General features: G+C 72.3%; 6 protein-coding genes. 4 read left to right on the forward strand and 2 right to left on the reverse strand.

Translation table 11 applies throughout. The features are described from left to right. Positions 1–9: 9 nt before the first annotated feature. On the reverse strand, positions 10–5166 hold the full coding sequence (locus ACFY2L_RS11850) for a family 43 glycosylhydrolase (RefSeq protein ID WP_390822171.1): 5157 nt from the start codon (positions 5164–5166) through the stop codon (positions 10–12). Positions 5167–5412: 246 nt separating this feature from the next. On the opposite strand from ACFY2L_RS11850, the gene ACFY2L_RS11855 reads away from it, so the two are divergent. The 3 genes from ACFY2L_RS11855 (at position 5413) to ACFY2L_RS11865 (ending at position 10577) form a co-directional block, all read left to right on the forward strand. Continuing rightward, the gene (locus ACFY2L_RS11855; protein WP_390822173.1) at positions 5413–5610 is read left to right on the forward strand and encodes a hypothetical protein; all 198 of its coding nucleotides are present in this window, start codon (positions 5413–5415) and stop codon (positions 5608–5610) included. A gap of 112 nt (positions 5611–5722) precedes the next feature. Further along, positions 5723–9097 (forward strand): pyruvate carboxylase, encoded by a 3375-nt coding sequence (locus ACFY2L_RS11860; protein WP_390656773.1) that lies wholly within the window; start codon positions 5723–5725, stop codon positions 9095–9097. Positions 9098–9401: 304 nt separating this feature from the next. After that, positions 9402–10577 carry a M23 family metallopeptidase gene (locus ACFY2L_RS11865; RefSeq protein WP_390822174.1) on the forward strand — a complete coding sequence of 392 codons (1176 nt, stop codon included), beginning with the start codon at positions 9402–9404 and terminating at the stop codon, positions 10575–10577. Between the two features lie 19 nt (positions 10578–10596). On the opposite strand, the gene ACFY2L_RS11870 is transcribed toward ACFY2L_RS11865, so the two are convergent. Continuing rightward, on the reverse strand, positions 10597–11523 hold the full coding sequence (locus tag ACFY2L_RS11870; protein ID WP_390656775.1) for a GNAT family N-acetyltransferase: 927 nt from the start codon (positions 11521–11523) through the stop codon (positions 10597–10599). Between the two features lie 177 nt (positions 11524–11700). Between ACFY2L_RS11870 and ACFY2L_RS11875 the strand changes: the two genes are divergently transcribed. Beyond that, positions 11701–12426 carry an FAD binding domain-containing protein gene (locus ACFY2L_RS11875; RefSeq protein WP_390656776.1) on the forward strand — a complete coding sequence of 242 codons (726 nt, stop codon included), beginning with the start codon at positions 11701–11703 and terminating at the stop codon, positions 12424–12426. The last annotated feature ends 352 nt before the right edge of the window (positions 12427–12778 follow it).

The raw sequence follows: 12778 nt of genomic DNA on the forward strand, positions 1-12778 counted from the left end.
GACCGGCCGCTAGCGGCGGTGCGTGCCGATCGTCACGGTGCCGGGCTTCACCCCCGCCCCCGTATCGAGGACGACCGTGCCGTCGGACTTCTTCCAGATCCTGATCGCGAAGGTGTCGGGGTTGTCGGTGGCCGTGACCCGGAAGCCGTAGCCCTTCTTGCCGCCCACCGTGCCGGAGCCCTCGACGACGGCCTTGGAGCCGCTGACGACGAGCCAGTCCAGTCCGGTGGAGCGGAACTTCACCCGGGCAGGGCCGGAGACGTAGGTGACCTGGCCGAGCGGGGTGACGGCCTGCGGGAGGTAGCGGGCGGCGACGGTGAAGAAGCCGCGGAGGCCGACGGCGCCCGCGCCCACCACCGGTCCGGCCGATCGGTCGTACACGACGACCTCGGGCAGCGTACGGCCGGCCGACGCGCCGTCGTCGTCGGTGACCGTGACCACCGGCCGGCGGATGCCCGCCGAGGCGTAGGTGTGTTCGGCGCGGCAGCCGGTCGCGGTGACCGTGCCGGCGGACGGCCTGGTGCCGTCCTTCCAGTCGACGGAGCAGGTGTGGGTGTCGGCGGTGCCCGGGTCGGCGAAGGACGCCGTGACGACCGTACGGCGGCCGACCGGGACCGGGCCCGTCGGGCCGGTGGCGGAGGTGACGGCCGGGGCCGCGTTCCGCACCGTGACGACGGCCGTGTCGGTGCTGCGCCCACCGGTCAGGGTGAGGGTGAACGTGCCGTTGTCGGCACAGGTCACCGTGGTCCGGGCCACCCCCGCGTCCGCGATCTTGCAGGGCGCGCCCTGCTCGGCCGTCCACTTCGGGCTTCCCGCGCCGGAGTGCGTGCCGTCCAGGGCGATCGCGTCGCCCTCCGTGCCCGTGACGTCCGGGCCGGCGTGCACGACGGCGACCGGGTCGACGCCGGTCAGCGTCGGAACGACCTTCTCGATCAGACCGTCCGCGTCGAACTCCATCTTGTCGACGGTGGTCTCACGGTGGGTGCCGTCACCGCCGGGGATCGCGAAGCGGTGGTAGGCGATGTACCAGTCGTCTGTGCCCGGGACCTGGACGACCGAGTGGTGGCCGGTGCCCAGGATGCCCAGTGAGGCGTCCTTCTCCAGGATCACGCCCCGCTTGGTCCAGGGGCCGGTGGGGGAGGGGCCGGTGGCGTAGGCGACGCGGTAGTCCGCGTCGCGGGTGTCGTTCTCCGACCACATGAAGTAGTAGGTGCCCTTGCGCTTCACCACGAACGAGCCCTCGTTGTAGCCGCTCGGGGTGATGTCCTTGATCTGCGCGGTGTCGATCGAGGTCATGTCGGCGTTCAGCGGCGCCACGTACGCGTGGCCGTTGCCCCAGTAGAGGTACGACCGGCCGTCGTCGTCGGTGAACACGGCCGGGTCGATCATCTGGCCGCTCAGCTGGCCCGCCTTGAGCAGCGGTGCGCCGAGCGCGTCCTCGAAGGGACCCGTGGGCGAGTCGGAGACGGCCACGCCGATGTTCGCGTCGGCGCAGAAGTAGAAGTAGTACTTACCGTCCTTCTCGGCGATCGTGGGCGCCCAGGCCCTGCTGTCCGCCCAGCTCACGTCGGGGCCCAGGTCGAGGATGACGCCGTGGTCCGTCCAGTGCACCAGGTCGGTCGACGAGTACGCCTTGAACTGCGTACCGCTCCAGCCCTCGAAGCCGTCGGTCGTCGGGTACATGTAGAAGGTGTCGCCGAAGCGGACGATGTTCGGGTCGGCGTTGAGCCCCGGCAGCACCGGGCTCTTCATGATCAGAGCCGAGACCGTCCAGGTGCGCTTCTTGCCGTCGGAGCCGGTGACCTCGTACTTCACCGGCTTCGTGAAGTCCTGCACGCTGCCGGAGGCGGGACTGATCGCCGCGCCGTGGGCCAGGGTGAACTCCGGCGCCAGCGCGGTGAGGTCGGTGCCCTCCTCGAAGGGGAGCGTGATCCGGCTGTCCGCGTTGTCGATGAGCGCGTCGACCTTCAGCGAGGAGGCGGTCGCCCGCGCGATGCCGGTCGTGTTGCCGCTCAGCTCCATCACCTCGGCCGCCGACAGCGCACGGTCGTAGATACGGAAGTCGTCGACCTCACCGCCGAAGTACGGGTCGGCCGCGTACAGGGAGCGTCCGATGTAGCCGCTGTAGTCCTTGTCGGCGTCGTACAGCTCGGACGGCTTGATGGGGACGCCGGTCGCCCGGGCCGCCTCGATGCCGTCCACGTAGAGGACCATCGTGCCGGTCGAGCCGTCCAGGGTGACGGTCACGTGCCGCCACTCGCCGGCGGTGAGCTGCGAGCCCGCCGTCAGCTTCGACTCCGCGGACCAACTCGCCTTGGTGATGGCCGAGTACAGCTTCGAGGAGCCGTTGGAGGGGCTCGCGAAGAGGTACTTGTCGCTGTCCGGACCGAGCCCGAACAGCCACTGCCAGCTGCTGCCGCCCTTCCACTTCGCGTACGTCGAGACGGTCACGCTGTCGGCGTTCTTCAGCACACCGTTCGGGATCTTCACATACGGCGAGTCGCTCGCGCCGGACATGCTGAACGAGCCGCCGTCCACGCCGGTGCCGAAGGCGGGCGTACGGGCGTAGGTGCCGTGGTGGCCGTGCCCGCTGGAGTCGACGGCGATGTTGCCGGACGTCTCGTCGAAGCCGTAGTGCAGGAGCAGGTCGGCGGGCACGTCGGCGCCCTCCTCGGAGACCGTCACCTCGGCCTGCACGGGGATCGCGGCGCCGTCGGGCAGGCTGCCGGTCACCGTGAACGTGCCGGCCTGCGCGTACGCCGATTCCGGCACGTCCTCCCAGGCCACGGCCACCGGGCGGCTGACCCCGTCGGCGTAGTCGGCGATCACGGTCGCGGGCAGCACCGGCGCCTCGCCGATCCGCGTCTTCACCGAGACGTCCTCGACGCTCTCGACGAGCTGGTCCGGCTGGTAGGCGCGCAGCAGCCGGTCGTACTCGGCCTGGGTGACCGGCAGGACCGTGCCGTGGCGGGGCCGGGAGGGCAGGTCGTAGTCGGCGACCGGCGTCCAGTTGCCGGAGGCGAGGTCGGTGGTCTCGAAGGGGATGTAGCCGCGCCCGCCGAACTCGTCGAGGAAGGCGTACCACTTGTCCTCGGTGTTCGACTTGAACACCAGCGGGCCCTCGGCCGCGCTCATCGCGCCCTTGCCGATGCCCTCGGCGACCGCGTCCCAGGACAGGTTCAGCAGCGAGTCGCTCTTCTCCTCGAAGATGAACTTGCTGTTGGGCGTGGAGGAGGTGTTGTTGCGCTCGTCCTTCGACAGCCGGAAGTAGGTGCCGTCGTGCTGGATGACCGTGGAGTCGATGACGGAGTAGCCGCGCTCGATCCAGACCCTGGGCTCGCTGAAGGTGTAGAAGTCGCGGGTGGTGGCGTACATCATCCGGTTGTAGGTGTCGCCGGAGTGCGCCTCGTTGTCGTACAGCTTCGACGCCCAGAAGACGACGTACTCACCGAGGGTGCTGTCGTAGTACGCCTCGGGCGCCCAGGTGTTGCCGGCGCTGTCGGGGGAGACCTTCACCAGGCGCTGGTTCGTCCAGTGCACCAGGTCGGTGGACTCCCAGACCATGATGGACTTGCTGCCGGTGCGCTGGGCGGCGTCCCAGTCGCCGTTGCCGTAGATCCTGAGGTCGGTGGCGATCTGGTAGAACTTGTCGCCCTCGGGGGAGCGGATGATGAACGGGTCGCGCAGGCCCTGCTCGCCGAGCGTCGAGGTCAGCACGGGCTCGCCGTCGTTGAGCTCCCGCCACTTCAGGGGGTCGTCGCCCTTGCTGAGCGCGGCGTAGAGCTGCTCGCCGTTCGCGGTGCCCTCACCGGTGAAGTAGCTGAACATGTAGCCCTTGAGGGCTTCCTTCACGGGCAGTTCGGGGACCTTCGCGGTGAACACGCGCGTCGACTTCGCGTCGCCCTTGGTGACCGTCGCGGTGAGGTCGACGGTGGTGGCGCCGTCGCCGTGGGCGGGGCGGTGGACCACGCCGTCGGCGGAGACGACGTCCGGGTCGGCGGAGGACCAGGTGACGTCCGTGCCGTAGGTGCCGGAGGACGGCAGGGTGAGGTTGCCGCGTGCGTCGTCGAGGTTGTGGACGGTCAGCGCCTCGGCGGCCTGCTCGGTCGCGGTCTGGTCGTCGAAGGCCGCGAGGACCGTGATGTCGAACGTCCTTGTCGCGGTGACCGTGCCCTTCTTCAGGGTCGCGGTGAGGGTGGCGTGCCCGTCGGGCTGACCCGCGGCGGGGCGGGTCACCTTGCCGGCGTCCGTGACGAGCTCGGTGTCGTCACTGGCCCACGTGATGGTGGAGCCGCCGGCCGCACCGGTCTTCGGCAGCGTCAGGTCGGCGGTCACCGCGCTGGTGTCGCCCAGGTCGAGGGCCGCCTTGTCGTCCTCGACGCCCTGGGCGGCGACGGGGAGCGCGAGCTGCTCGACCTCGGACGCGGCCAGGGCGCGGTCGTACACCCGGAAGTCGCGCATGCTGCCCTTGAACAGCTTGTCCCCCGAGTAGACCGACTTGCCCAGGTAGTTGGCGGTGGTCGTGCCGGAGCCGATCGCGCCGGGGGTGATGGTCACCGAGGTGTTGCGGGCGACCTCGACGCCGTCCTCGTACAGGACGCCGGTGGTGCCCGTCTGGGTGTAGGTGACGTGCTTCCACACCGAGCGGGTCAGATTGCGGGAGTCGGAGGGCTTGGTGGTCTGTTCCGTCGACCAGTTGCCGGTGGCGATCGAGGTGCGCAGGGAGTTGCCGGTGGCGAAGAGGTAGCCGTTGCCGCTGCTGCCGCTGGAGTTGCCGAAGCCGTAGAGGAAGTACGGCGTGGACTGCGCGGCGTCGAGCTTCACGTCGAAGGCGACGCTGATCGACGTCAGCCCCTTCATCACGTCGTTCGGCACCTTGACGTAGGTGTCCGAGCCGTTGAAGGCGAGTCCCTGACCGGACGACGACCAGTCCGCGGTGCCGTTGACCGTGCCGTCGAGACCGTGGCCGGAGGCGTCGGGCACGGTCGTGCCGGAGGCGCCGTCGAGCTTGTACCAGAGGGCGAGTCCGTCCGTGACGTCCGCGGCGTCGGCGGCCTGCGCGGGAGCGGCCGAGACGAGCCCGGCGAGCAGGGACACGGCGGTCAGGGCGGCCAGTCGACTCGCCCTGTGTCTCGCATGGTCGCGGAAGCGTTTTCTATGCGTCATGGGAGACCGCCGTTTCAGCCGTGTGACGTGATGTTGCGAGAGTGTCAAACGGTGTACACGGTCGCGTCAAGAGTTCTCGAACAATGTCCGACCAGTCGAACGAGAGGGCGGTGCGCGTCAAGCCCCGCCCCTCAGCGCGGTGTTGTGGATTCCAGCCATGCCGTGAGGGCCCACCACCCGTGCAGGGCGGCCGCCTGACCGCCGTCGCCGTCGCCGTCGGTGAGGGGCGCGGAGGTGATCACCGGCATGCCCGCGCAGGTCGACCGCCGGATGCTCGCCGTCGCCGAGCAGGCGGGCATCGGCGACACCCTCGCCCGCCCCGGCGACACGCTCGGCCGTACGGCCTCCCCGTACGGGATCCCCGCCCCGAGGGCCGGGCCGCCGCTCGCCGTATTGCTCAACGTCCTCGGTCGCGAGGGCGACATGATCGACCGTCGAAGGTAGCGGGCACGGTCCGATCGAGCGAGACATGCGGTGAGTGGCCCGACTCACATGGCCAACCCGGTCACTCACCGCCACGATGGGTCCCGTCACCGGCAGGCTGAAGGGGTCCAGAATGTTCCGCAAGGTGCTGGTCGCCAACCGTGGCGAGATCGCGATCCGTGCGTTTCGCGCCGGCTATGAGCTGGGCGCGCGTACGGTCGCCGTCTTCCCGCACGAGGACCGCAACTCGCTGCACCGGCTGAAAGCAGACGAGGCGTACGAGATCGGCGAACCGGGACATCCGGTGCGCGCCTACCTCTCCGTGGAGGAGATCGTCGGCGCGGCGCGCCGGGCGGGCGCGGACGCCGTCTACCCCGGGTACGGGTTCCTCTCCGAGAACCCCGAACTCGCGCGGGCCTGCGAGGAGGCGGGCATCACCTTCGTCGGACCCGACGCCCGCACGCTCGAACTGACGGGCAACAAGGCGAGCGCCGTCGCCGCGGCCCGCGCGGCCGGCGTCCCCGTCCTCGGCTCCTCCGCGCCCTCCAACGACGTCGACGAACTGGTACGGGCGGCCGAGGAGATCGGCTTCCCCGTCTTCGTCAAGGCCGTCGCCGGCGGCGGCGGACGCGGCATGCGCCGGGTGGAGGACCCGGCCACGCTGCGCGAGTCCATCGAGGCGGCGTCCCGCGAGGCCGCCTCGGCCTTCGGCGACCCCACCGTCTTCCTGGAGAAGGCCGTCGTCGACCCCCGCCACATCGAGGTGCAGATCCTCGCCGACGGGCAGGGCGAGGTCATCCACCTGTTCGAGCGTGACTGCTCGCTCCAGCGCCGCCACCAGAAGGTCATCGAGCTGGCCCCCGCGCCCAACCTCGACCCCGGGCTGCGCGAACGGATCTGCGCCGACGCCGTGCGCTTCGCCCGCGAGATCGGCTACCGCAACGCGGGCACGGTCGAGTTCCTCCTCGACCCCGACGGCAACCACGTCTTCATCGAGATGAACCCCCGCATCCAGGTCGAGCACACGGTCACCGAGGAGGTCACCGACGTCGACCTGGTCCAGGCCCAGCTGCGCATCGCCGCCGGCGAGACCCTCGCCGACCTCGGCCTCTCCCAGGACACGGTCGCCCTGCGCGGCGCGGCCCTGCAGTGCCGTATCACCACCGAGGACCCCGCCAACGGCTTCCGCCCCGACACCGGCCGTATCAGCGCCTACCGCTCCCCGGGCGGCTCCGGCATCCGTCTCGACGGCGGAACCACCCACGCCGGTACGGAGATCAGCGCCCACTTCGACTCGATGCTGGTCAAACTCACCTGCCGGGGCCGGGACCTGGAGGCCGCCGTCCGGCGCGCCCGGCGCGCCGTCGCCGAGTTCCGCATCCGCGGCGTGGCCACCAACATCCCGTTCCTGCAGGCCGTGCTCGACGACCCCGACTTCCAGGCCGGGCGGGTCACCACCTCGTTCATCGAGCAGCGCCCCCACCTGCTGACCGCCCGCTCCTCCGCCGACCGCGGCACCAAGCTGCTCACCTACCTCGCCGACGTCACCGTCAACAAGCCGCACGGCGAACGGCCCGAGCTGATCGAGCCGACCACCAAGCTGCCGCCCCTGCCGGCCGGCGAGCCGCCCGCGGGCTCCCGGCAGCGGCTGATCGACCTCGGCCCCGAGGGCTTCGCCCGCTGGCTGCGCGAGTCGCCGACCATCGGTGTCACCGACACCACCTTCCGCGACGCCCACCAGTCCCTGCTCGCCACCCGGGTGCGCACCAAGGACCTCCTCGCCTCCGCCCCGCTGGTCGCCCGGACCCTGCCCGGTCTGCTCTCCCTGGAGTGCTGGGGCGGCGCCACCTACGACGTCGCCCTGCGGTTCCTCGCCGAGGACCCGTGGGAGCGGCTGGCCGCCCTGCGCGAGGCCGTCCCCAACATCTGCCTCCAGATGCTGCTGCGCGGCCGCAACACCGTCGGCTACACCCCGTACCCCACCGAGGTGACGGACGCCTTCGTGCAGGAGGCCGCCGCCACCGGCATCGACATCTTCCGCATCTTCGACGCGCTCAACGACGTCGGCCAGATGCGCCCGGCCATCGACGCCGTACGCGAGACGGGCACCGCGATCGCCGAGGTCGCCCTCTGCTACACCTCCGACCTGTCCGACCCGAACGAGCGCCTCTACACCCTCGACTACTACCTGCGCCTGGCCGAGCAGATCGTCGAGGCCGGCGCCCACGTCCTGGCCGTCAAGGACATGGCGGGCCTGCTGCGCGCCCCGGCCGCCGCCAAGCTCGTCTCCGCCCTGCGCCGCGAGTTCGACCTGCCGGTGCATCTGCACACCCACGACACCGCCGGCGGCCAGCTCGCCACCTACCTCGCCGCGATCCAGGCGGGCGCGGACGCGGTCGACGGCGCGGTGGCCTCCATGGCCGGTACGACCTCGCAGCCCTCCCTCTCCGCGATCGTCGCCGCCACCGACCACTCCGAGCGGCCCACCGGCCTCGACCTCCAGGCCGTCGGCGACCTCGAGCCGTACTGGGAGAGCGTCCGGCGGATCTACGCCCCGTTCGAGGCGGGCCTCGCCTCCCCGACCGGGCGCGTCTACCACCACGAGATCCCCGGCGGCCAGCTGTCCAACCTGCGCACCCAGGCCGTCGCCCTCGGCCTCGGCGACCGCTTCGAGGACATCGAGGCGATGTACGCCGCCGCCGACCGCATCCTCGGCCACCTGGTCAAGGTCACCCCCTCCTCCAAGGTGGTCGGCGACCTCGCCCTGCACCTGGTCGGCGCCGGGGTGTCGCCCGAGGACTTCGAGGCGGCCCCCAACCGCTACGACATCCCCGACTCCGTCATCGGCTTCCTCCGCGGCGAACTGGGCACCCCGCCCGGCGGCTGGCCGGAGCCCTTCCGCAGCAAGGCCCTCGAGGGCCGCACCGAGGCCAAGCCGGTCAAGGACCTCAGCCCCGAGGACCGCGAGGGCCTGGAGAAGTCCCGGCGCGCCACCCTCAACCGGCTGCTCTTCCCCGGCCCGACCCGCGACTTCGAGACCCACCGTCAGACCTACGGCGACACCAGCGTCCTGGACAGCAAGGACTTCTTCTACGGTCTGCGCCCGGGCAAGGAGTACTCCGTCGACCTCGAACCGGGCGTCCGCCTGCTGATCGAGCTGCAGGCCGTCGGCGAGGCCGACGAACGCGGACTGCGCACCGTGATGTCCAGCCTCAACGGCCAGCTGCGGCCCATCCAGGTCCGCGACCGGGCGGCGGCCTCCGACCTCCCGGTGACCGAGAAGGCCGACCGCGCCAACCCCGGCCATGTCGCGGCCCCCTTCGCGGGCGTGGTGACCCTGGCCGTCTCCGAGGGCGACGAGGTGGAGGCCGGCGCCACGGTGGCCACCATCGAGGCGATGAAGATGGAGGCCACCATCACCGCCCCGAAGGCCGGCCGGGTGAGCCGGCTCGCCATCAACCGCATCCAGCAGGTGGAGGGCGGTGACCTGCTCGTCGAGGTGGGCTGACCGGGTGGTCGCCGGCGCTCACCCGCCGGCGACCACGCACCGTCGCCCGTCGCCGGGGGCGCCGACCCGCGCCGGGCGGCCCCCGTCCAGGGTCCCGCTCCAGCCCGGGCGCCGGTCCTTCCGGCGGCGCCCCCGCCCCCGTCCCCCGGCACCCGCCGGGGGACGGTTCTGCCCTCGCGGGCAGCACCTCTGCCCTCGCGTCCGGTGACGCGCGCCGGGCCACGGGCTACCGTCCGGCCGTGAACACCTGCACTCTTCCGGAACGGCCCGTGACGGATGCCCTGGCGTCCCCGGAGCTCTCCGCGTGAGCGACCAGCACGCCGTCGACACCCCCCACGCCGAGCACCCGGCCCCCGGCCACGACACCGAGCGACCCGGGACCTCCGCGCAGGAGAACTCCCCGGACCGGTCCGCCGCCGCACCGGGGTCCTCCGCCGCGCGCCCCCGCCGCCGGGGCCCGGGCCCCTTCACCCTCCTGGTCCTGCCCGGCCTGCTCACCCTGTCCGCCGTGGCCGGAGTCCTCGCCCTGACCGGCGGGCTCCCCGACGACCGGACACCGGACGACGGCCCGCGACAGGACGCCGTCTCCGGGGTCAACGCGACCTACGGCCCCTGGCTGCGCAAGGCCGCCGGCCAGTGCACCGTCGTCACCCCCTCCGTCCTCGCCGCCCAGATCGACCAGCTCACCGGCTGGAACAACGACACGGCCGGACTCTCCGGCGGACAGGGCGTCGCCGCCTTCACCGACGAGGAGTGGCGCACCTGGGGCAAGGACGACGACGGCAACGGAGCCTCCTCGCCGGCCGACCCCGCCGACGCCATCATGGCGCTCGGCCGCCGGGACTGCTCCCTCGCCCGAAAGGTCACCGGCCTCAGGACCGACGGAACCGTCAACGGGGACCTGGTCGACCTCACCCTCGCCGCCTACGCGGTCGGCACGGACGCCGTGACGGAGGCGGGACGCGTCCCCGCCGCCGCGAAGACCTACCTCACCGAGGTCAAGGCCCTGTTCGCGAAGTACGCCGAGTTCGACCGGGAGGACCCGGCCGGCGGCGCGGGCGCCCAGGCGGACGCCATCCTGGCCCCGCCCGTCACCACCCTCACCATCACCTCCCCCTACGGCTCCCGCAAGCACCCCCTCACCGGCGTCACCAAGCTCCACACCGGCGTGGACTTCGGCGCGCCCCAGGGAGCCCAGGTCTCCGCGGCCCGCGCGGGCACCGTCGTCTTCGCGGCCATGACGAAGGCCTACGGCAACCGGGTCGTCGTCGACCACGGCACCATCGAGGGCAAGCGGCTGGAGACGACGTACAGTCACCTCTCCCGCATCGACGTCACCGCGGGACAGACCGTGCGAAGCGGGACCCCGGTCGGCCGGGTCGGCTCCACCGGTCTGTCCACCGGCCCCCACCTGCACTTCGAGGTGATCTACGACGGCTACTACACCGATCCGCGGCCCTGGCTGTCGTCGGGCGGCTGACCGGCAGGCGCCGACGGGCTCAGCCCAGCACGGTCTCCCAGGTGTCCACGGCATAGTGGAGGCCCATCCCGTGGCGCGCGTACAGCGCCGGCGCGCCGGTCGCGTTGGCGGTGTCCACGCCGAGCCCGACGGTGTCCCGTCCCCGGGCGGCGAAGGCCGCGAAGGCGTGCCGCAGCAGCAGCCCGGCCAGACCGCGCCCCCGGGCCTCGCGCAGTACGCCGATGCTGCGGATCCAGCCCATCGCCTCACGGTCGTCACGGGCCAGCAGGAACCCGGCGTCCCCCTGCTCGTCCGTGCCGGCGATCCACACCAGCGACCAGTCGAGCCCGGCGGCGTCCACGTCGTGCAGCCACTGCTCGTAGCCGCGCGGCTGGAAGTCGAAGTGCCCGGCGAACGAGTCCTGGTACAGCTCGTGGACGCGCCTGCGGTCCGCCTCGGTGGCACAGGACCGCAGCCGCACCCCGGGGGGCAGCGACGGCGCCCGGTCCTCGACGGGGTCCACGGCCCGCCGCAGCACGTGATAGCGCCGTACGACGGACCACCCCCGCGCCCGGAGCAGCGAAGTGTCCAGCGTGGGCTCGATGTTGAGATGCAGATGCACCACGGCGCGTCCGGCGCCGTTCTCCCGCGCCTTCCCGAGCGCCCGGGCCTCCATCGCCTCCAGGACGAGCCGCCCCGCCTCCTGCCGGTCGGGCAGCACGTAGTGGTCGATGTCGATGCGCTCGCCGCCCGACTCGTCCCACAGCAGCCCGTAGGCCACCAGCCGGTCCCCGTCGAGGGCGAGCCAGGAGTCCCGCTCCAGATCGGTCCCGGGGTGCTTCAGATCGGCCTCGACGGTGTGCAGGTCCGTCTCGGGCCGGCCGATCTCGATCACGTCGACGGCGTTGAGCAGATCGGTCACGGCGGGCGCGTCGGCGAGGGTGGCGGGACGCAGGACGAAGGACATGGGCCAAGCGTCGGCGGCGGCGGGACCGGCCGCAACGCATTTTCACCTCGCCCGCGGTGCAGCGGTGAGCCCTGTATGCGCCCCCACGCGCCTGGGCAGAATCCGTTCGGCCATTGATCATGCGGGTGAGCGACGAGGTCCTCCCCACGAACTACCCGGGAAGGCAGGTCGGTTGTCGTGCAGTTGCGTCTCCCCGTCTCCATAGCGGAAGCACAGCGGTGTCTGGCCGAGGGCGCGGTCCCGATCGGCGGCGCCACGCTGGTGTGGGCCGCCTGGCAGCGGGACGGCTTCCCCGAACAGGCGCTGTCCCTGCGCAACCTGCCGGAGGCGAACGTGGTCGGCTCCGAGGAACTCGGCGGGGCCGTGCTGCTGCACCGCGTCGACGCCACCGTGCCCGAGGTGCTGCACCGGGCGGCCGCCGGCGTGGGCACGGGAGCGGTGCGCCGTACCGCCACGGTCGGCGGCAACATCGTCGGCAGCACGCTGCGCTGTCTGCTCCCCGCGGCCCTCGTCCTCGACGCCCGGGCCACCGTCCTCGGACCCGACGGCGTGTCCGATACCGACCTCGCCGAGCTGCTGGCGAAGCGTCACCTCCTGCTCGCCCTGCGCTGGCGCACCCCGCTGGTGAGCGGCCACCGCAAGGTGGAGGGCGAGGCGGGCGGCCCGCCGCCCCTCGTCGTCGCCGCCGCGGCGCACACCGACGGCGACGGCCCCGGACAGCTGCGTGTGGCCGTGCGCGACGGCTACGAGGTGCTCAGCGAAACCACGCCGCTCGCCCCGGACGCCGACCACGTCCTGCACGCCCTGGAACGCACGGACCTCGGCGGCCTGCCGGCCCCGGCCCGGGAGCACGTCCGCGAGGTGGTCACGGACGTCCTGGCCCGCGCCGACGCCCGCCCCTGAGGCCCGTCGGCTGCACGCCGCCCGCACCCGTGACGGCCCGGAGAGCCGTCCGGCCCCGTCTCCCGCACCCGGCGACGGCCTGGAAAGCTGTCCGGCCCCCCGGTCTCCCGCACCCGACGCCCGCCCCTGAGGCCCGTCGGCTGCACGCCGCCCGCACCCGTGACGGCCGGAGAGCCGTCCGGCTCCGTCTCCCGCACCCGTGACGGCCTGGAAAGCCGTCCGAGCTCCCGGTCTCCCGCACCCGACGCCCGCCCTTGAGGCCCGTCGGCTGCACGCCGCCCGCACCCGTGACGGCCGGAGAGCCGTCCGGCTCCGTCTCCCGCACCCGTGACGGCCTGGAAAGCCGTCCGGC

It is taken from the genome of Streptomyces sp. NPDC001381, assembly GCF_042895685.1.
Classification (GTDB): Bacteria; Actinomycetota; Actinomycetes; order Streptomycetales; family Streptomycetaceae; genus Streptomyces.

Coding starts and splice junctions, on each gene's coding strand:
- ACFY2L_RS11860 (WP_390656773.1), top strand. CDS start 5,723: ATGTTCCGCAAGGTGCTGGTCGCCAACCGTGGCGAGATCGCGATCCGT.
- ACFY2L_RS11855 (WP_390822173.1), top strand. CDS start 5,413: ATGCCCGCGCAGGTCGACCGCCGGATGCTCGCCGTCGCCGAGCAGGCG.
- ACFY2L_RS11850 (WP_390822171.1), bottom strand. CDS start 5,166: ATGACGCATAGAAAACGCTTCCGCGACCATGCGAGACACAGGGCGAGT.
- ACFY2L_RS11870 (WP_390656775.1), bottom strand. CDS start 11,523: ATGTCCTTCGTCCTGCGTCCCGCCACCCTCGCCGACGCGCCCGCCGTG.